This is a genomic window from Roseovarius indicus, from assembly GCF_008728195.1.
Classification (GTDB): Bacteria; Pseudomonadota; Alphaproteobacteria; order Rhodobacterales; family Rhodobacteraceae; genus Roseovarius; species Roseovarius indicus.
Genome location: NZ_CP031598.1, coordinates 2267964 through 2287046, shown reverse-complemented (window position 1 = coordinate 2287046; position 19083 = coordinate 2267964). Strand labels below are relative to the sequence as shown.

Below are 19083 nucleotides of genomic sequence, written 5' to 3'. Positions count from 1 at the left end.
GGAACGAGCGGGCCGGAACGTGAGGACAAAAAATGAAACGTGCGCTTTCCCTGTTCGTGGCCGCCACCCTGACCACCGCAGGCCCTGCGCTGGCAGGCAGCCTGCAAGACCCCGTCGTCGAGCAACCGGTCATCGTACCCGCCGACCCCGCTCCGCAGATCCCGAACTGGACCGGCTTCTACCTGGGTTCGGAAATCGGCTATTACAACGTCGACACCAACTTCCCCGCCATCGACGGCGACGACTGGATCTCCGGTTTCACCGCTGGCTACGACTACGACTTCGGCAACTTCGTGCTCGGCACGGCTGTCGACTATGACTGGACCAGCCTGAACATCGCACCGGGCGTGCAGATGGAAAACGTCATGCGCGTCAAGGTTCGCGGCGGTCTGAAAATGGGCCGTGGCCTGGCCTACGCCACCACCGGCTATGCCAACATGGACACCAACATCGTGGGCGATGTCGACGGTTACTTCGTCGGCGGCGGCTATGACTACATGGTGGGCGATCACCTGACCGTGGGCGGCGAAGTCCTGTATCACGACTTCGACAGCTTCACCGGCACCCCGGTGAGCGCGGAAGCGACCTCGGTCGCCGTGCGGACGGTTTTCAAGTTCTGATCTGAACCAGACCAGTTTCCAGAGGCCCGGATGTTCACGCATCCGGGCCTTTTTCGTTGGAGGTGTTGGCGACTGGTATTGGTCCTTTTTTTGACTTTTCGGTCATTGCGTCCCGACGGTGAAAAGCCGCGCATTGACGGGCCGTGGTACGGCGAACCAACGTTGGTAGCTGCCACTTTATTCCTGCCAAGCACATCCGACCCAAGAGCGTGGCACTCGACCTGCAAAATCGCCGTGCCGTCGGGACGGCCCACCTCTCGGCAATTGCTGGCAATCGCCTGCCGGCCAACGGTCGATGCGCGGCGGGCTTCGCCCTCGATTCCGCGCAGGCGCTCCGTGGATAGGTCAGGATCGCGCTCGCAGCCGGCCTTGGTCGAGCTTTGCCCAAAGGCTCCGGTGCAAAGGACGTGATTGACCGGCCCGATTTGCGGCCACTCCCTTATCAATGGATTTGCAGGTGCCCTGAAGAGGGCGCCCTGCCCCGTGCTCAGTCGACGCCCAGCTTGGCGATCAGTTGTTTCAGGGTCGTGCGGTCTTCCGGCTCCATGTCGACGCCGCGGGCGCGGAAGAGCGTGGCCTGGCTGCGCAGGATCAGCCCGTCGTCGAGCGTCTTGAGGTGGTTGGCGCGCAGGGTGTCGCCCGACGAGGTGATATCGGCGATGGCCTCGGCGGTTTCGTTCTTGACGGTGCCTTCGGTGGCGCCCTGGCTGTCGACGAGCTGGTAGTCGGCGACGCCGTTCTCGCGCAGGAATTCCCGGACGAGGCGGTGGTACTTGGTGGCGATGCGCAGGCGGAAGCCGTGTTTCGCCCGGAAGGCGGCGGCGACGGCGTCGAGGTCGTCGAGCGTGCCCACGTCGACCCAGGCGCGGGGGACGGCGAGGACGAGGTCGGCATGGCCGAAGCCCAGCTCGGCCAGTTCCTCGACCCGGTGTTCCCACTGGCCCAGCTTCTCGCGCACGAGGTCGGTGCCGGTGACGCCGAGGTGGATGCGGCCCGCCGCCAGTTCGCGAGGGATTTCGCCAGCGGAGAGCAGCACCAGCTCGACATTGTCGATGCCGTCGACGAAGCCCGCGTATTCACGGTCGGACCCGGCCCGGCCGAGGCCGATGCCGCGGGCGCCGAACCATTCGAAGGTCTTCTCCATCAGCCGGCCCTTGGAGGGGACGCCAAGCTTCACGCTCATGCCGCACCTCCGAGGTCGATGACGAGGCCGGGACGGATGACGCCGCCGACGGCGGGGATTTCGCGGCCGCGGCCCAGTTGCCGGGTCAGCGCATCGTAGCGGCCGCCTGTGGCGACGGGCGGCAGATCGGGGCGGCGTTCGGCGTAGAAGCCGAAGACGAAGCCGTCGTAATATTCCATCTGGGTGCGGCCGTAGCTGGCCTCGAAATCGAGCGCTGTGACGTCGATGCCCGCGTCGCCGAGGGCGTCGAGGCGGCGGGCCAGCCGGTCGATCGCCGGGGCGATGGCGGGCATGTCGACGGCGATGTCGCGGAGCTGTTCGAGGGCGTTGTCGGAGGTTTCGCGCACGGCGAGGATGGCGTCGAGGAGCGCGACCTCGTTTTCCGAAAGGGGGGCGGCGGCGGCGTCTTCGCGGAGGATGTCGATCCGCTGGCGGATCTCGGTCTCGCTGCGCAGGCCGATCATCGGTGCGGCATGGGCCATCGGGTCGGTGGCGGCCAAAAGGGCGGCGCGGCTTTCGGGCACGCGGGCACGGGCGGCGTAGCGGTCGATGAGTGCGCGGAAGCGTTTGGGGCGCCAGATGTGGCGGCGCAGGGCCGCCTTGCGGCGTTCGGAGGTGCGCAGGCCCTCGACGGCGGCCATGAGGATGCCGATATCGCCGGTGGCGGCGCGCAGCTTCAGGGGTGCGAGCACCTGGTGGAAGAGCGCGAAGACGCGGGCGTCGGCGGCCTCGGGGTTGGTGCGGTCGAAGACCTCGAAGCCGGCCTGGGTGTATTCGTTGGCGCGGTCGGGGTCATCTTCCTGGCGGCGGAAGACCTCGCCCGCGTAGGTGTAGCAGGCGGGTTCGGCGCCGTGGGCCATGTGCATCTGCACGACCGGCACGGTGAAGTCGGGGCGCAGCATCTGCTCGCCCCGAAGCGCGTCGGAGGTGACATAGGCGCGGGCGCGGATATCCTCGCCATAGAGATCGAGGAGGAGGTCGGCGGGTTGCAGGATACCGGTTTCCACCGGCTCCGCCCCCGCCGCCTCGAACAGGCCGCGCAGGCGCATCGCCTCGGCCCGGATCGCGGCACGGTTGGTCATCCGCCCTGCCCGTCCAGGATTTCGCGGACCTTGGCGACCATGTCGCCGCGCGGGACCTCGAACTGGCTGGGGCGTTCCTTCCACTCCTCGAGCGTGGCGTTCTCGGCGATTTTTGCGCCAAGGACCAGGTCCTTGATCTGGACGATGCCCTTCTCCTTTTCGTCGCCGCCCTCGATGATGGCGACGGGGGAGTTGCGCTTGTCGGCGTATTTGAGCTGGTTGCCGAAGTTCTTCGGATTGCCGAGATAGACCTCGGCGCGGATGCCGGCCTGGCGGAGTTCGCCGACCATCGCCTGGTAATCGGCCATGCGGTCGCGGTCCATCACGGTGACGACGACGGGGCCGGTGGCGGTGCCGCCGATGCGGCCCTTTTCGCGCAGCGCGGCGAGCAGGCGGTCGACGCCGATGGAGATGCCGGTAGCGGGAACGGCCTGGCCGGTGAAGCGCTTGACGAGGTCGTCGTACCGGCCGCCGCCGGCGACGGAGCCGAACTGGCGCTTTCGGCCTTTTTCGTCGAAGATCTCGAAGGTGAGCTCGGCCTCGAAGACGGGGCCGGTGTAGTAGCCGAGGCCGCGCACGACGGAGGGGTCGATGACGATGCGGTCGGGGCCGTAGCCCTGGGCGGCGAGGAGGTCGGCGATCTGTTCGAGTTCGGCGACGCCTTCCTGCCCCATCGTGCTGTCGCCGACCGCTTTGCGGAGGTTGGCGAAGGTTTCGGCCATGTCGTCGGCCTTGGAGGTCAGGAAGGTCAGCACGGGGTCGGCCTGATCGTCGGTGAGCCCTACCCCGTCGATATAGGCGCCCGACGCGTCGAGCCGGCCCTTGCCGAGCAGCTCGCGCACGCCGGCTTCGCCCACCTTGTCGAACTTGTCGATGGTGCGCATGACGGCGGCGCTGCGCTCTTCGTCGTCCGCAAGCCCCATGCTTTCCAGCACGCCGTTCAGAACCTTCCGGTTGTTCACCCGGATCAGGTAATCGCCGCGCGGGATGCCGACCTCTTCCAGCGTGTCGGCGAGCATGGCGCAGATCTCGGAATCGGCGGCCATACTGGCGGTGCCGACGGTGTCGGCGTCGCATTGGTAGAACTGGCGGTAGCGGCCCGGACCCGGCTTTTCGTTGCGCCAGACCGGCCCCATTGCGAAGCGGCGGTAGGGGGTCGGCAGGTCGTTGCGGTGCTGGGCGTAGACGCGGGCCAAGGGCGCGGTCAGGTCATAGCGGAGGGCGAGCCAGTCGCCCTTGCCGTCCTCATCGGCTTCCTGCCAGGCGAAGACGCCCTCGTTGGGGCGGTCGACATCGGGGAGGAACTTGCCAAGCGCCTCGACCGTCTCGACCGCGCTCGATTCCAGCGCGTCGAACCCGTAGCGATGGTAGACCGCCGCGATCTTCTGCAGCATCTCTGCGCGTTCGCTGACTTCCGCGCCGAAATAGTCGCGGAACCCCTTGGGGGTTTCGGCCTTGGGGCGGGGCTGTTTCTTGGTCTTGGCCATCTTGCGGGTCCTTGCCGGTGCCATTCGCCGCGCGGTCTAGCCGAAGGGGCGTGAAGGGGCAAGCGGCAGGAGGCCCCGGGCCGCAGCGCAAAGCGGCTTCCCACCGCCCGTGCTTGACCCGTTCCGCCGATCGCTCTTACATGCCCCCATGCAGGAGCTTGAAGAACACATCGCCAACCTGGCCCGCGTCGTCGACGACCTGTCCGACGTCGTGGCCCGGCAGGAAACCGAAATCGGCCAATTGAAGCGGCGGGTGGCGCTGCTGTTGCAGCGGGAGGCGGAGCGGGAGAGCGACAGTTCCGGCGCCGCGGCCTTTGGCGACGAGCGGCCGCCGCATTACTGAGGCGGCCCGGCCTCAGAGACCTGACTTGCGGTCCTGGGCGACGATGTCGCCGCCGTGGAGCAGGATGTTCATCCATTGGGAATTGCCGCCGAAGCGTTCATAGACGCTGAGGAAGACGGTATCCTTGGCCATCTGGCCGATGCGGCTTCCGCAGGGCTTGCGGCGCGGCTTGTTGCAGACCCGGCGCTTGAGTTTCTCATAGGCCTTGTCGGTGTCGGAATAGGGCTGCACCTCGGCCGGCAGGCCATAGCGCAGCTGTTCATGCATTTCGACCGAGCCGAAAACGGCCATCGCGGCGGTGAACTGCCGCGCGCAGCCGTCGTCGAAGCCGGTGATGTAGAAGGTGTGCGGCCGGGTGCTTCCCGGGGCGCTGTCGTAGAGCCGGTGTTTCGGGCGGCGCTCGGGGTATTGGGCGATTTTCTCGCCAAGCTGGCGGTCGGCGACGCCGCAGATTTTCGCGACCCTGCCATAGGGCAGCCGGGTGCCGAAGGCGATGTCGCTTTTCACGGCGTCGGCGGCCGGGACGGAGGCCTCGGTGACGTCGGCCTCGGTGCTGCCCGGGGCCGCGGCTTCGGGCTGGGGCGCCTGCCGGGTGCCGCCGAAGAGGGCCGAGAGGAAGCCGCCGGTGGAGGGCTGCGGGCTGCGCTGCGCGGCGACCGACATTTTCGGCGCGTCTTCCGCGATGGACTCATCGGCCAGCCGCGGTACCTCGGCCATCTCGGCCCCGCAGGAGGCCACGAGCATCAGTGACAGACAGGCCGACGCAATGCGCATTGCCAAGGAAATCCCCCTCCGGTGGTTCGATGGCGCGGAGCTTATCCGCGCCATACGGCCCCGTCCAGCCCGTGGGCAAACGCCTGCCATTTCGGGCATTTGCCCGCGGGCGGTCAGATTTCCTCGACCATGGCGACGCCCGGCAGGGAGCGCAGGGCGCCCTTGATCTGGGGCGAGACCGGGTAGTCGCGCCCGGCCGCGATTTCCACCTCGCCGGGCAGCGCCTGATCGAGGAGGCAGAAATAGATCGGGCCGCGCCCGCCCTTGGCGTCGGCGGATTTTTCGAGAACCGTGGCGACTGAAGGAACCGCGCCCGCATCCTCGACGAAGATGCGCAGGCCCGAGGCGCCGGCGTCGGCCACCACGGTGTCGGCGGGCTGGATGACGCGGGCGAGGAGCTTGAGCTGGTCTTCCTCCATCGTGGCCTCGACGGTCAGGACGACCATGGAGCCGGTTTCCAGGTGGTCGCGGGAGGCTTCGAGCGTGTCGGAGAAGACCGTGACCTCGAAACTGCCGGTGGTGTCGGAGAGCTGGACGAAGGCGAAGCGGTTGCCGCGGGCCGAGCGGCGTTCCTGCCGGCCGGCGACGACGCCCGCCATCTTGACCACCGCCGCGCCGCGACGGGCATGCTCGGTGACCTCGGCCAGGGTTTTCACATCCTTGCGCTTCAAGGGCGCGGCGTAGTCGTCGAGCGGGTGGCCGGAGAGGTAGAAGCCCACCGCCTTGAACTCCTCGGTGAGGCGTTCGGCGGGGAGCCAGTCTTCGACCGGGGAAAGCCGCGGCTCGGGCAGGTCGTCGCCCGCCTCGCCGAAGAGCGAGACCTGGTTGGAGTTCTTCTGCTCGTGGATCGCGGCGGAGTAGTTCATCAGCCGTTCGACATTATCGAAGACGCGGCGGCGGTTGCGGTCGAGCTCGTCGAAGGCACCGGCCCGGGCCAGCATCTCCAGCGGGCGCTTGCCGATGCGCTTGAGGTCGGCGCGGCGGGCGAAGTCGAAAAGGGTGACGAAGGGTTTCTCTCCCCTGCCCTCGGTGATGAGGCGCATGGCCTCGACGCCCACGTTCTTGAGCGCGCCCAGCGCGTAGTGCAGCGCGCCGTCCCTGACCTTGAAGGTCGCATCGGTGCGGTTCACGCAGGGCGGCACGTAAGGCAGCTCGAGCGCGTGCTTCACCTCTTCGAAATAGGTGGCGAGCTTGTCGGTGAGGTGGATATCGCAGTTCATGACGCCGGCCATGAACTCGACCGGGTGGTTGGCCTTGAGCCAGGCCGTCTGGTAGCTGACGACGGCGTAGGCGGCGGCGTGGGACTTGTTGAAGCCGTAGTTGGCGAATTTGTCGAGCAGGTTCCAGACTTCCAGCGCCTTGTCGTCGTCGACGCCGTTTTCCTTGGCCCCGGCGATGAACTTGGGCCGCTCGGCATCCATCGCTTCCTGGATCTTCTTGCCCATCGCGCGGCGGAGAAGGTCGGCGCCGCCGAGGGAATAGCCGGCCATCTCCTGCGCGATCTGCATCACCTGTTCCTGGTAGACGATGATGCCCTGCGTCTCGTCGAGGATATGGTCGACCGAGGGGTGCAGGTAGTCGCGTTTCGAAAGGCCGTTCTTGACCTCGCAGTATTTCGGGATGTTCTCCATCGGGCCGGGGCGGTAGAGGGCCACGAGCGCGACGATATCCTCGATGCAGGTGGGTTTCATGCGCTTGAGCGCGTCCATCATGCCCGAGCTTTCCACCTGGAACACGGCGACTGTCTTGGCGCGGGCGTAAAGCTCATAGGTCTTGGGGTCGTCGAGGGGGATCTGGCCGATATCGTTCTCGGCCCCGTCGAAGGGTTCGTAGATGGTGCTGCCATCGGCGGCGGTGTGCAGGTCGCGGCCCGAGGCGTGGATCTGTTCGATGGCGTTTTGAATGACGGTGAGGGTCTTGAGTCCGAGGAAGTCGAACTTCACGAGGCCCGCCTGCTCGACCCATTTCATGTTGAACTGGGTCGCGGGCATGTCGGAGCGGGGGTCCTGGTAGAGGGGCACCAGCTCATCAAGGGGGCGGTCGCCGATCACCACGCCGGCGGCGTGGGTGGAGGCGTTGCGCAGGAGGCCCTCGACCTGCATGCCGTATTTCAGGAGGCGGTCGACCACTTCTTCGGAGCGGGCCTCTTCGCGGAGGCGGTCTTCCTGTTGCAGGGCCTTTTCGATCGAGACGGGTTTGACGCCCTCGACGGGGATCATCTTGGAGAGGCGGTCGACCTGACCATAGGGCATTTGCAGGACGCGGCCGATGTCGCGGACGGCGGCCTTGGAGAGCAGTGCGCCGAAGGTGATGATCTGGCCCACCTTGTCGCGGCCGTATTTGCGCTGGACGTACTGGATCACCTCCTCGCGGCGGTCCATGCAGAAGTCGATGTCGAAGTCGGGCATGGAGACCCGCTCGGGGTTGAGGAACCGTTCGAAGAGCAGCGAGTAGCGCAGCGGGTCGAGGTCGGTGATGGTGAGCGCATAGGCCACGAGGGAGCCCGCGCCCGAGCCCCGGCCGGGGCCCACGGGAATGTCGTGTTCCTTCCCCCACTTGATGAAGTCGGCCACGATCAGGAAGTAACCGGGGAAGCCCATGCCTTCGATGATGCCCAGCTCGAATTCGAGGCGCTTCTCGTACTCTTCCACCGGTGCGGCGTGGGGGATGACGGCGAGGCGGGCTTCCAGCCCTTCCTTGGCCTGACGGCGCAGCTCGTCGACCTCGTCATCGGCGAAGCGCGGCAGGATCGGGTCGCGCCGGTAGGCGCCGAAGGCGCAGCGCTTGGCGATCTTGACGGTGTTCTCGATGGCCTCGGGCAGGTCGGCGAAGAGCGTGGCCATCTCCTGCGGCGACTTGAAATAGTGCTGGGCGGTCAGGCGGCGGCGGGGCTGGGACTGGTCGACATAGGCGCCCTCGGCGACGCAGATCATGGCGTCGTGGGCCTCGTACATCTTTTCCTGCGGGAAATAGACGTCGTTGGTGGCGACGAGCGGGATGTTCATCGCGTAGGCCATCTCGACGAAGCCGCGTTCCGTCAGGCGTTCGTTCTCGGGCGCGCCGGCCTCGCCGGGGTGGCGCTGGAGTTCCACGTAAAGCCGGTCGCCGAAGGCCTTGTGCAGGTCGCGCATGAGCGTTTCGGCGGCGGGGCGCTGGCCCGCCTGCAGGAGGCGGCCCACCGGGCCATCAGGGCCGCCGGAGAGGCAGATGACGGCCTCGGAATGGCGCTCCAGCTCTTCCACCGTGACATGGGGCAGCTGCCCGTCGCCGCGCAGGTAGAGGCAGGAGTTGAGCTTCATCAGGTTTTCGTAGCCGCGCTCGGACTGCGCGAGCAGCACGACGGGCGCCGGGGCTTTCGGGCGTTCGCCCGGCGCGGGGGTGACGTATTGCACATCGACCTGGCAGCCCATGATCGGCTGGATGCCCGCCCCCTGGGCCGTGACCGAGAATTCGAGCGCCGCGAACATGTTGTTGGTGTCGGTGACGGCCACGGCCGGCATGTCGGCCGCCTCGCACAGGCCCGGCAGCTTTTTCAGCCGCACGGCGCCTTCGAGGAGGGAGTATTCGGTATGGACGCGGAGGTGGATGAATCGGGGGGTGCTGCTCATGGGCTCAGCTTACGGCAGGCGCGGGGGCGGTGGAAATAGGGGATCGTTCCCTTCCCCGGCGGCACCCTGCCCCATGGCGCCCGGCGGCCCATTCGCCCTGAGTTTGGGCAAATGCATTGCCCGCCCCGGTCTGAAACACTTCCTCCGATTCCAAGGCAATCGGGGCGCGCCCGGCTCAAGCCCTTGATTTCCCTTGCGTCACGCGCCGTCTGCGAGACGTTACGTCGTGCCCGTTTGCCCGTTTCGCGGGCCCACTCAATCCTTGCCAAGCCGCGAATTGCCCGCATAGCCTGTTCGTCAGGTAAGCCCGCGCCCCTCTACGCCGCATCGGGGGAGCGCACCAGAAAAGGGCGGAGGTAACGCGGCAGGCATATGTGCTTATGGACATTTCCTTTCGGTTGAACGGGGAGGCCATCGAACTTGCCGGGGTGTCGCCCACCGAGACCCTGCTTGACTGGCTTCGCGAGCGTCGGCGGCTGACCGGCACCAAGGAGGGCTGCAACGAGGGCGATTGCGGCGCCTGCACGGTGATGGTGAGCGATGCACAGGGGGCGAAGGCGCTGAACGCCTGCATCCTGTTCCTGCCGCAGCTGCATGGGAAAGCCGTTCGCACGGTCGAGGGGATCAGCGGGCCGGATGGCACGCTGCACCCGGTGCAGCGGGCGATGATCGAACATCACGGGTCGCAATGCGGGTTCTGCACGCCGGGGTTCATCGTGTCGATGGCGGTGGCGCATTTGAACGGCGAGAGCGATTTCGACACGGCGCTGGCGGGGAACCTGTGCCGGTGCACGGGGTACGCGCCGATCATCCGGGCGGCGGAGGCGGCGGCGAAAGAGCCGGTGCCGGAGTGGCTGCGAGAGGATTTGGCGGCGGTGGCCTCTGCCCCGGCTTTGCCCGAGACGTCGGACGAGCTGGCGGCGTTGCTGGAGCGGGCGCCGGAGACGGTGCTGGTGGCGGGCGCCACGGATGTGGGGCTATGGGTGACCAAGCAGTTGCGGGAGCTGGCGCCGGTGGCGTTCCTGCACCGCTGCCGGGATTTGCAGGAGGTTGAGGAGACGGAGGCGGGCCTGCGTGTGGGCGCGGGGGTGACGCTTGACCGGCTGATGCGGGAAATGCGCGGGCGGCATCCGTACTTTGCCGGGCTGATCCGGCGGTATGGCTCTGTTCAGGTGCGGGGGGCGGCGACGATTGGCGGGAATATTGCCAATGGGTCGCCCATTGGCGACGGGCCGCCAGCGTTGATTGCGCTGGGGGCGGTGTTGCATCTGCGGAAGGGCGATGTGCGGCGGGAGCTGCCGCTTGAGGATTTCTTCCTCGACTATGGCAAGCAGGATCGGGCCAAGGGCGAGTTCGTCGAGGCGGTGACCATTCCGGCGCAGGCCGACCGGTTGCGCTGTTACAAGCTGTCGAAACGGTTCGATCAGGATATTTCCGCCGTGTGCGGGTGTTTCAACATCACCGTCGAGGATGGCGTTGTGAGCGGGGCGCGGATTGCGTTTGGTGGCATGGCGGGGGTTCCGAAGCGCGCGGCGCATGTGGAGGCGGCGATTGTCGGTCAGCCCTGGACGCTGGAAACGGTGGAGGCCGCGGCGGAGGCGTGGGAGACGGATTTCACCCCGCTTTCCGACATGCGCGCCTCGGCCCGGTACCGGCTGGAGAGTGCGCGGAACCTGCTGGGGCGGTACTTCCACGAGGATCAGGGTCAGGCGACGAGCGTGTTGGAGGTGTCAGCATGAGCGTGACGAAGCCCCTGCCCCACGACGCCGCGCCGCTGCATGTGACCGGGCAGGCAAGATACGTGGATGATATCCCGACGCCGGCGGAGACGCTGCACCTGGCCTTTGGGGTCAGCGAGGTGGCGGCGGGGACGATCACGGCGCTGGACGTTTCGGAGGTTCGGGCCAGTGCGGGCGTGGTCGCGGTGCTGACCGCCGATGATCTTGAGCGGGATGCGGATACCTCGCCGTCCATTCATGACGAGCCGTTGCTGGCCACGGGCGAGGTACATTATGCCGGGCAGGCTCTGTTTCTTGTCATCGCGGACAGTCATCTGAACGCCCGCAAGGCAGCAAGGAAGGCGACGGTGGAGATTGCCGAGCGCACCCCGATCCTGAGCATCGACGACGCCATCGCCGCCGACAGCCATTTCGAGGACGGGCCGCGGCTTTACGAGAAGGGCGATGCGGACGCCGCCATCGCCAATGCCCCCCATGCCATAGACGGCACGCTGGAGATGGGTGGGCAGGAGCATTTCTACCTCGAAGGCCAGGCTGCCATGGCCCTGCCGCAGGAAGGCGGCGACATGGTGGTCATGTCCTCGACCCAGCATCCCAGCGAGATACAGCACAAGGTGGCGCATGCCTTGGGCATCCCGATGCACGGTGTGCGGGTGGAATGCCGGCGGATGGGCGGCGGGTTCGGCGGCAAGGAGAGCCAGGGCAATGCGCTGGCGATTGCCTGTGCGCTGGGGGCGCAGCTGACCGGCAGGCCCTGCAAGATGCGCTATGACCGGGACGATGACATGATCATCACCGGCAAGCGGCATGATTTCCGGATCGCCTATCGCGCGGGGTTCGATGAGCGGGGCCGGGTGCTGGGGGTGGAGTTCACCCAGTATGCCCGGTGCGGGTGGAGCCAGGATCTGTCGCTGCCGGTGGCGGACCGGGCGATGCTGCATGCGGACAATGCGTATCACCTGGAACATGCGCGGATATTGTCGCACCGGCTGAAGACCAACACGCAGTCGGCCACCGCGTTCCGGGGGTTCGGCGGGCCGCAGGGGATGATCGGGATCGAGCGGGTGATGGACCATATCGCCCATGAGCTGGGTCGCGATCCGCTGCAGGTGCGGCGGGTGAATTACTATGCCGCGCCGGAGAAGACCGGGCCGGGCACGGGGCATCGCTATGGCGGGGCCTATTCGCCGGGGGCCAGCAAAGCGCGGCCGATCCCTGACGATATCGACCCGGCCTCGCGCGGGGCGCAGTCGGAGATGCCGCCGGACGCGGTGCCGAAGCCGCCTGCGGGTGTGCAGACCACGCCCTATGGCCAGCCGGTCGAGGATTTCATCCTGCACGAGATGACCGATATGCTGGTCGAAAAGGCCGACTATCACGCCCGGCGCAAGGCGGTGGCGGAGTGGAATGCCAGGAACGCCGTGCTGAAGAAGGGCATTGCACTGACGCCGGTGAAGTTCGGGATTTCCTTCACGCTGACCCATCTCAACCAGGCCGGCGCGCTGGTGCATGTCTATAACGATGGCTCGATCCACCTCAACCATGGCGGCACGGAGATGGGACAGGGCCTCTTCCAGAAGGTGGCGCAGGTGGCGGCCGCGCGGTTCGGGGTGCCGCTGGAGATGGTGAAGATCACGGCGACCGATACGGGCAAGGTGCCCAATACCTCGGCCACCGCGGCGAGTTCGGGGAGTGACCTGAACGGGATGGCGGTGAAGGCGGCCTGTGACACCATTCGCGAGCGTATGGCGGCGTTTCTGGCCGAGTATCATCAGGCGGAGCCTGCGACCGTGCGGTTCGAGGATGGCAAGGTGTTTGTGGGCGAGCACGAACGGAGTTTCGCCGAGGCCGCGAAGCTGGCCTATGAGCACCGGGTGAGCCTGTCATCGACCGGGTTCTACAAGACGCCCAAGCTGGCGTGGGATCGCATTCGCGGCGAGGGCCGGCCGTTCTTCTACTTCGCCTATGGCGCGGCTGTCACCGAGGTGGTGATCGACACCCTGACCGGCGAGAACCGGATCCTGCGGACGGATATCCTGCACGATGCGGGGGCCAGCCTGAACCCGGCGCTCGATATCGGGCAGATCGAGGGCGGTTACGTGCAGGGCGCGGGGTGGCTGACGACGGAAGAGCTGGTGTGGAACGACAAGGGCCGGCTGACCACGCACGCGCCCTCGACCTACAAGATCCCCGCCTGTGGCGACCGGCCGGACGTGTTCAACGTGGCGCTCTGGGATGACGAGAACCGGGAGGAGACGATTTACCGGTCGAAGGCGGTGGGCGAGCCGCCCTTCATGCTGGGGATCTCGGCGTTTCTTGCGCTGTCGGATGCGGTGGCCAGTTGCGGGGCGGCTTATCCGGCTTTGGATGCCCCTGCGACGGCGGAACGGGTGTTCATGACGGTCGAACGGGTGCGTCATGGGGTTTGATCTTGATATGCTTGCCCGCGCCGTGGCCGCGCATGGGCGCGTGGTGCGCGTGGTGATCGCGGCGACGCATGGCTCCTGCCCGCGGGAGACCGGGGCGGCGATGCTGGTCTGGGAGAACGGGCAGTCCGGGACGATCGGCGGTGGCGCTTTGGAGTACGAGCTGGCGCGGGCGGCGCGAGAGCAGGCGGTGGCCTGCCGCCACTCCCGCCACGCGCTGGGGCCGGAGATGGGCCAGTGCTGTGGCGGGGCGGTCGAGGTGGTGAGCGAGGTTTTCGACGCCGCCGCCTTGCCCGAGGCGGAGATGGTCTTCGCCCGGCCCGTTGCCGGGTCCGCGGCGATGCCGCTGTCGGTGAAACGCCTGCTGGCCACGGCGCGCAACCAGGGGCGGCCGCCGGAGGCGCAGCTGCTCGATGGCTGGATGATCGAGCCGGTGGCACGGCCCACGCGGGAGATCTGGATCTGGGGCGCGGGTCATGTGGGGCGGGCGCTGGTTGCGGTGTTGACGCCTTTGCCGGCGGTGCGGATCACGTGGGTCGATACCGGGCCGGATCGCTTTCCCGACGCCATTCCCGAGGGCGTCGCCCCCCTGCCCGCGGCCGAGCCCGCGCGGCTGGTGCCGCACGCGCCAAGCGACGCGCATCACCTGGTCCTGACCTATTCCCATGCGCTCGACCTCGAGCTGTGCCATCAACTCCTGAGCCACGGCTTTGCCAGCGCGGGGCTGATCGGGTCGAAGACCAAGTGGGCGCGGTTCCGCAAACGCCTTGCCGCGCTTGGCCATGGTGAAGATCAAATTGACAGCATCCGCTGCCCGATCGGCGACCCCGCCCTTGGCAAACACCCGCAGGCCATTGCGGTCGGCGTGGCGGCGGAGATACTGAGACCCGGGGCGCAAACCCGCCTCCAACAAGGAAAAACCGCGTGACTGGGACACTTCTGACAATCGAGGGCCTGACCAAGGCCTATCCGGGCGTCGTTGCAAACGACAACGTCTCGTTCGAGATCAAGGAGGGCGAAGTGCATGCCCTGCTTGGCGAAAACGGCGCCGGCAAATCGACGCTGGTGAAGATGATCTACGGGCTGGTGAAACCCGACAGCGGCACGATGACGCTGCGCGGGAAGCCGTTCACCCCGGCGGAGCCGCGCGCGGCACGGGCGGCGGGGGTGGCGATGGTGTTCCAGCACTTTTCGCTCTTCGATGCGCTGAACGTGGCGGAGAATATCGCGCTCGGCATGGAGAACCCGCCGCCGATGCGCGACCTTGCGGCGCGGATCCGCGAGGTGTCGGAGACCTACGGGTTGCCGCTCGACCCTTTCCGCACGGTGGGTGACCTGTCGGCGGGGGAACGGCAGAGGGTGGAGATCATCCGCTGCCTGCTGCAGGAGCCGAAGCTTCTGATCATGGACGAGCCGACCTCGGTGCTGACGCCGCAGGAGGTGGAGATCCTGTTCGAGACGCTGCGCAAGCTGACCGGGGAAGGCGTGGCGATCCTCTATATCTCGCACAAGCTGGAGGAAATCCGCGCGCTGTGCGATGCGGCGACGATCTTGCGGCTGGGCAAGAACGTGGGCACCTGCGTGCCGGCGGAAACCTCGGCGCGGGAGATGGCGGAGATGATGGTGGGCTCGGCGTTCGAGTCGCCCGAACGCGCGGGGCGGGATCTGGGTGACGTGGCGCTGGATATCTCGGGGCTGTCGGTCAAGTCGCCCTCGGCCTTTGGCACATCTTTGAAGAATATTCACCTGACGGTGCAGCAGGGCGAGATCCTCGGGATCGGCGGGGTTGCGGGTAACGGGCAGGACGAATTGCTGGCGGTGCTGTCGGGGGAGTTGAAGACCGACGCGGACGCGATCCGCCTGCTGGGTCAGCCGGTGGGCCGGCTGGGGCCGACGGCGCGGCGCGAGCTGGGCTTGCTGGCGGCACCCGAGGAGCGGCTGGGCCATGCGGCGGCGCCCGACATGAGCCTGATCGAGAATGGCGTGCTGACGGCGGCGCAGCGGGAGAACCTGCTGAACCGCGGCTTCCTGAAATGGGGCGCGGCGCGGAGCTTTGCCGAGAAGGTGATTGAGGCTTTCGACGTGCGCACGCCCGGGCCGGACAACGCGGCGCGCTCGCTGTCGGGCGGGAACCTGCAGAAATTCGTCATCGGCCGGGAGGTGCTGCAACGGCCGAAGGTGCTGGTGGTCAACCAGCCCACCTGGGGCGTCGATGCCGCGGCGGCCGCTGCCATCCGGCAGGCGCTGCTGGACCTTGCCGCCGAGGGGGCGGCGATCGTCTGCATCAGCCAGGATTTGGACGAGCTGATGGAAATTTCCGACCGGTTCGGGGCGCTGAACGAGGGGCGGCTGTCGGATATCCGGCCCGCCAAGGGCCTGACCGTCGAGGAGATCGGGCTGATGATGGGGGGTGCCCACGGGATGGAGGTGTCGCATGCCTGAGCGTGGGGAAGAGAGATTTCATGCCTCCGGCGGGGATATTTTGGCCAAGAAGAAGCATCGGGGCACAGAGCCTGTTTCTTCTTGGGTCAAATATCCCGGGGGTCTGGGGGCTGGCCCCCAGGGCAGCGGTGAAGGAGGTGCGGCGTGCTGAAGCTTGAGAAACGGCCGCAGCCGTCGCGGCTCTGGACCTATCTGACGCCGGTGCTAGCGGTGGTGATCACCATGATCGCGGGCGGGGCGCTGTTCGCGCTCTTGGGCAAGAACCCGGTGGAGGCGATCGGGACGATCTTCTGGGAGCCGCTCTTCGGCGAGTTCGCCTTCTACTACCGGCCGCAGCTGCTGGTGAAGGGGGCGCCGCTCATTCTGATCGCGATCGGGTTGAGCCTCGGGTTCCGGGCGGGGATCTGGAATATCGGGGCCGAGGGGCAGTATATCATCGGCGCGCTCTGCGGGGCCGGTGTGGGGCTGGCCTTCTACCCGATGGAGGCGTGGTTCATCTTTCCGCTGATGGTGATCGCGGGGGCGCTGGGCGGCTGGGCCTGGGCGATGATCCCGGCGCTTTTGAAGGTGCGGTTCGGGACGAACGAGATCCTCGTGTCGCTGATGCTGGTCTACGTGGCCGAGCAATTGCTGGCGAAGATGTCGCTGGGGCTGTTGCGGAACCCGGAAGGCCACGGCTTTCCGGGCTCGCGGAACCTGCAGCAGTATCCGTCCGCCCATAACGCCGAAGTGATTGCGGGGACAGGGATGCATTGGGGGGTTCTGGCGGCGTTCCTGGCGGTGATCCTGGCCTATGTGCTGCTGAACCGGCATATCCTGGGCTATCACATCCGGCTGACGGGCGAGGCGCCGAGGGCGGCGCGGTTCGCGGGCGTCAACCCGGCGCGGCTGATCCTGTTTTGTCTCGGTACCGCCGGCGCGCTGGCGGGGATGGCGGGGATGTTCGAGGTGTCGGGGCCGTCGGGGCAGGTCAGCATCGACTTCAACGTGGGCTATGGCTTTACCGCGATCATCGTGGCCTTCCTCGGGCGGCTGCACCCGGTGGGGATCCTGTTTGCGGGGCTGCTGATGGCTTTGACCTATATCGGGGGCGAGATCGCGCAGTCGAACCTTGGGCTGCCCGCCGCCGCCATCCAGATGTTCCAGGGGATGCTTCTGTTCTTCCTGCTGGCCGTCGACCTGCTCACCAATTTCCGTATCCGGATCAAGACAGCGGAGGCCGCGTGATGGACCTTTCTTCGATCAACCCTGCCCTTCTGCTGGCCTCCTTGCTTGTCGCGGCGACGCCCATTCTGCTGGCGGCCATCGGCGAGCTGGTGGTGGAGCGCTCGGGCGTGCTGAACCTCGGGGTCGAGGGGATGATGATTACCGGGGCGATCTGTGGCTTTGCCGTGGCGGTCGAGACCGGCTCGCCGCTGCTTGGGTTCGTGCTGGCGGCGTTTGGGGGCGCGGTTCTGGCGCTGCTTTTCGCGTTGCTCACGCAATTTGCGCTGGCCAACCAGGTGGCGAGCGGGCTGGCGTTGACGCTGTTCGGGCTGGGCCTGAGCTCGCTGATGGGCCAAGGTTACGTGGGGATCAAGCCGCCGCCGACGCCGAAGCTGGATATCCCGGTGCTGAGCGATCTGCCCTTCATCGGCCGCGTCGTCTTTTCCCATGACCTGATGGTGTATTTCGGGCTGGCGCTGGTCGCCGCCGTCTGGGCCACGCTGAAATACACGCGTGTCGGGCTGGTCCTGCGGGCGGTGGGGGAAAACCACGATGCCGCGCATGCGCTTGGCTACAAGGTGGTGCGCGTGCGGCTGATGGCGATCCTGTTCGGCGGCGCCTGCGCGGGGCTGGGCGGGGCCTATATCAGCCTCGTGCGCGTGCCGCAGTGGACGGAAGGCATGACGGCAGGCGCCGGCTGGATCGCCCTGGCGCTGGTGGTCTTCGCAAGCTGGAAGGCGGGCCGCGTGCTGCTGGGCGCATGGCTCTTCGGCGGGGTCACGGTGCTGCAGCTCAACCTGCAGGCGGCGGGCGTCGCCATTCCGGTGGAGTATCTTTCGATGTCGCCCTACTTGATCACCATCGTCGTGCTGGTCATCATGTCGGCGGACAAATCCCGCGCGCCCGCATCCTTGGGCCGCGTCTTTCACGCCTCGTCCTGAGGCAGACGGCAACACGAACACGCACAACACCAACAACACGGGAGACCTCAATGACCCTCACCAGACTTCTCACCGGCGCCGCGCTCGCGCTTGGTCTGGCCACCACCGCGGTGGCGCAGGACAAGACCAAGGTCGGCTTCATCTACGTGGGCCCGATTGGCGACGGCGGCTGGACCTACGAGCACAACCAGGGCCGGCTGGCCATCGAAGAGCATTTCGGCGACAAGGTCGAGACGGTCTACCAGGAAAGCGTGCCCGAGGGCGCCGATGCCGAACGGGCGATCACGCAGATGGCCCTGCAGGGCGCCGACCTGATCTTTACCACGTCGTTCGGCTACATGGACCCGACGGTGAACGTGGCCAAGAAGTTTCCGGACGTGAAGTTCGAGCACGCCACAGGCTACAAGACCGCCGACAATGTCAGCACCTACTCGGCCCGCTTCTATGAAGGCCGCGCCGTGCAGGGGCATATCGCCGGCAAGATGACGGAATCGAACATCATCGGCTACATCGCCTCCTTCCCCATTCCGGAGGTGATCCGCGGCATCAACTCGGCCTATATCCACGCCAAGAAGGTCAACCCGGATGTGGAGTTCAAGATCATCTGGGCCTACACGTGGTTCGACCCGGCGAAGGAGGCCGACGCCGCGACCGCGCTGATCGAACAGGGCGCCGACGTGATCCTGCAGCATACCGATTCGACCGCGCCGCAGGCCGCCGCCGAAAAGGCCGGCAACGTCATCACCTTCGGGCAAGCCTCGGACATGGCCGAGTACAAGCCCACGCCGCGGGTGAGCTCGATCATCGACAACTGGAAGCCCTATTACATCGAGCGCACGCAAGCCGTGATGGACGGGACGTGGGAGACCAAGCAGACCTGGGACGGGATCGGCCCGGGCATGGTCGAGATCGGCGAGATCACCGATGCTGTGCCGGCCGACGTGAAGGAAGAGGCGCTGGCGATGAAGGAGGCCATGGCCAATGGCGAGTACCACCCCTTCACCGGCCCTCTGAAGAAGCAGGACGGCTCGGACTGGCTGGCCGAGGGCGAGACGGCGGATGACGGCACGCTTCTGGGCATGAACTTCTTCGTCGAGGGGCTGCAGGGCGAGATCCCGCAGTAAGGCTGGACGTTTTCGAGACAGGTGAAGGCCCCGCCGGTTTGGCGGGGCCTTTTGCGTTTCGGCGATCCGTTGAATCCGCAGGGACAGTGCCGGCTTTAGCATGGAGTA

14 protein-coding genes are annotated in these 19083 nt (G+C 66.8%); 9 read left to right on the top strand and 5 right to left on the bottom strand.

The annotated features are described in order from the left end of the window. The first annotated feature begins 32 nt into the window (after nt 1–32). Entirely contained in the window at nt 33–620 is a 588-nt protein-coding gene (locus RIdsm_RS10615; RefSeq protein WP_057813349.1) for an outer membrane protein, read from the top strand. 487 nt (nt 621–1107) lie between these two features. Here the strand turns inward: RIdsm_RS10615 and hisG are convergent, their stop codons facing one another. The 3 genes from hisG to hisS are packed head-to-tail and all read right to left on the bottom strand — an operon-like array spanning nt 1108 to nt 4372. Continuing rightward, nucleotides 1108–1803 (bottom strand): ATP phosphoribosyltransferase, encoded by a 696-nt coding sequence (gene hisG / locus RIdsm_RS10610; protein WP_057813351.1) that lies wholly within the window; start codon nt 1801–1803, stop codon nt 1108–1110. Continuing rightward, the gene (locus RIdsm_RS10605; protein WP_057813353.1) at nt 1800–2885 is read right to left on the bottom strand and encodes an ATP phosphoribosyltransferase regulatory subunit; all 1086 of its coding nucleotides are present in this window, start codon (nt 2883–2885) and stop codon (nt 1800–1802) included. The genes hisG and RIdsm_RS10605 overlap by 4 nt, the downstream gene beginning before the upstream one ends. Then, complete coding sequence (hisS, locus tag RIdsm_RS10600) at nt 2882–4372, bottom strand: histidine--tRNA ligase (RefSeq protein WP_057813355.1); 1491 nt, start codon at nt 4370–4372, stop codon at nt 2882–2884. Before hisS ends, RIdsm_RS10605 begins: the two co-directional genes overlap by 4 nt. A 148-nt stretch (nt 4373–4520) precedes the next feature. On the opposite strand from hisS, the gene RIdsm_RS10595 reads away from it, so the two are divergent. Next, a complete protein-coding gene (locus RIdsm_RS10595) occupies nt 4521–4715 on the top strand; it encodes a SlyX family protein (RefSeq protein WP_057813357.1) in 195 nt (64 codons plus the stop codon). A 12-nt stretch (nt 4716–4727) separates the two neighbouring features. Here RIdsm_RS10595 and RIdsm_RS10590 read toward each other — a convergent pair whose 3' ends face one another. Both RIdsm_RS10590 and dnaE read right to left on the bottom strand, forming a co-directional pair. After that, on the bottom strand, nt 4728–5495 hold the full coding sequence (locus RIdsm_RS10590) for a DUF2076 domain-containing protein (protein ID WP_143100416.1): 768 nt from the start codon (nt 5493–5495) through the stop codon (nt 4728–4730). Nucleotides 5496–5602: 107 nt separating this feature from the next. Beyond that, a complete protein-coding gene (dnaE, locus tag RIdsm_RS10585) occupies nt 5603–9097 on the bottom strand; it encodes a DNA polymerase III subunit alpha (protein ID WP_057813361.1) in 3495 nt (1164 codons plus the stop codon). A gap of 380 nt (nt 9098–9477) precedes the next feature. On the opposite strand from dnaE, the gene xdhA reads away from it, so the two are divergent. From xdhA to RIdsm_RS10550, 7 genes are all read left to right on the top strand, one after another. After that, the gene (gene xdhA / locus RIdsm_RS10580) at nt 9478–10836 is read left to right on the top strand and encodes a xanthine dehydrogenase small subunit (RefSeq protein WP_057813363.1); all 1359 of its coding nucleotides are present in this window, start codon (nt 9478–9480) and stop codon (nt 10834–10836) included. Further along, a complete protein-coding gene (gene xdhB / locus RIdsm_RS10575; RefSeq protein ID WP_057813365.1) occupies nt 10833–13265 on the top strand; it encodes a xanthine dehydrogenase molybdopterin binding subunit in 2433 nt (810 codons plus the stop codon). Before xdhA ends, xdhB begins: the two co-directional genes overlap by 4 nt. Next, nucleotides 13255–14190 (top strand): xanthine dehydrogenase accessory protein XdhC, encoded by a 936-nt coding sequence (xdhC, locus tag RIdsm_RS10570; protein WP_057813367.1) that lies wholly within the window; start codon nt 13255–13257, stop codon nt 14188–14190. Before xdhB ends, xdhC begins: the two co-directional genes overlap by 11 nt. Continuing rightward, nucleotides 14187–15704 carry an ABC transporter ATP-binding protein gene (locus tag RIdsm_RS10565; protein WP_057813369.1) on the top strand — a complete coding sequence of 506 codons (1518 nt, stop codon included), beginning with the start codon at nt 14187–14189 and terminating at the stop codon, nt 15702–15704. The genes xdhC and RIdsm_RS10565 overlap by 4 nt, the downstream gene beginning before the upstream one ends. A gap of 144 nt (nt 15705–15848) precedes the next feature. Further along, the gene (locus RIdsm_RS10560; protein WP_057813371.1) at nt 15849–16931 is read left to right on the top strand and encodes an ABC transporter permease; all 1083 of its coding nucleotides are present in this window, start codon (nt 15849–15851) and stop codon (nt 16929–16931) included. Next, nucleotides 16931–17851, top strand: coding sequence for an ABC transporter permease (locus tag RIdsm_RS10555; RefSeq protein WP_057813373.1), 921 nt, complete (start codon nt 16931–16933; stop codon nt 17849–17851). Before RIdsm_RS10560 ends, RIdsm_RS10555 begins: the two co-directional genes overlap by 1 nt. A gap of 50 nt (nt 17852–17901) precedes the next feature. Beyond that, nucleotides 17902–18975, top strand: coding sequence for a BMP family ABC transporter substrate-binding protein (locus RIdsm_RS10550; protein ID WP_057813375.1), 1074 nt, complete (start codon nt 17902–17904; stop codon nt 18973–18975). The last annotated feature ends 108 nt before the right edge of the window (nt 18976–19083 follow it).

What these genes read in the sequence shown, in the direction of transcription:
- RIdsm_RS10615 (WP_057813349.1), top strand. Translation starts at nt 33, where the DNA reads ATGAAACGTGCGCTTTCCCTGTTCGTGGCCGCCACCCTGACCACCGCA.
- hisG (WP_057813351.1), bottom strand. Translation starts at nt 1,803, where the DNA reads ATGAGCGTGAAGCTTGGCGTCCCCTCCAAGGGCCGGCTGATGGAGAAG.
- RIdsm_RS10605 (WP_057813353.1), bottom strand. Translation starts at nt 2,885, where the DNA reads ATGACCAACCGTGCCGCGATCCGGGCCGAGGCGATGCGCCTGCGCGGC.
- hisS (WP_057813355.1), bottom strand. Translation starts at nt 4,372, where the DNA reads ATGGCCAAGACCAAGAAACAGCCCCGCCCCAAGGCCGAAACCCCCAAG.
- RIdsm_RS10595 (WP_057813357.1), top strand. Translation starts at nt 4,521, where the DNA reads ATGCAGGAGCTTGAAGAACACATCGCCAACCTGGCCCGCGTCGTCGAC.
- dnaE (WP_057813361.1), bottom strand. Translation starts at nt 9,097, where the DNA reads ATGAGCAGCACCCCCCGATTCATCCACCTCCGCGTCCATACCGAATAC.
- xdhA (WP_057813363.1), top strand. Translation starts at nt 9,478, where the DNA reads ATGGACATTTCCTTTCGGTTGAACGGGGAGGCCATCGAACTTGCCGGG.
- xdhB (WP_057813365.1), top strand. Translation starts at nt 10,833, where the DNA reads ATGAGCGTGACGAAGCCCCTGCCCCACGACGCCGCGCCGCTGCATGTG.
- xdhC (WP_057813367.1), top strand. Translation starts at nt 13,255, where the DNA reads ATGGGGTTTGATCTTGATATGCTTGCCCGCGCCGTGGCCGCGCATGGG.
- RIdsm_RS10555 (WP_057813373.1), top strand. Translation starts at nt 16,931, where the DNA reads ATGGACCTTTCTTCGATCAACCCTGCCCTTCTGCTGGCCTCCTTGCTT.
- RIdsm_RS10550 (WP_057813375.1), top strand. Translation starts at nt 17,902, where the DNA reads ATGACCCTCACCAGACTTCTCACCGGCGCCGCGCTCGCGCTTGGTCTG.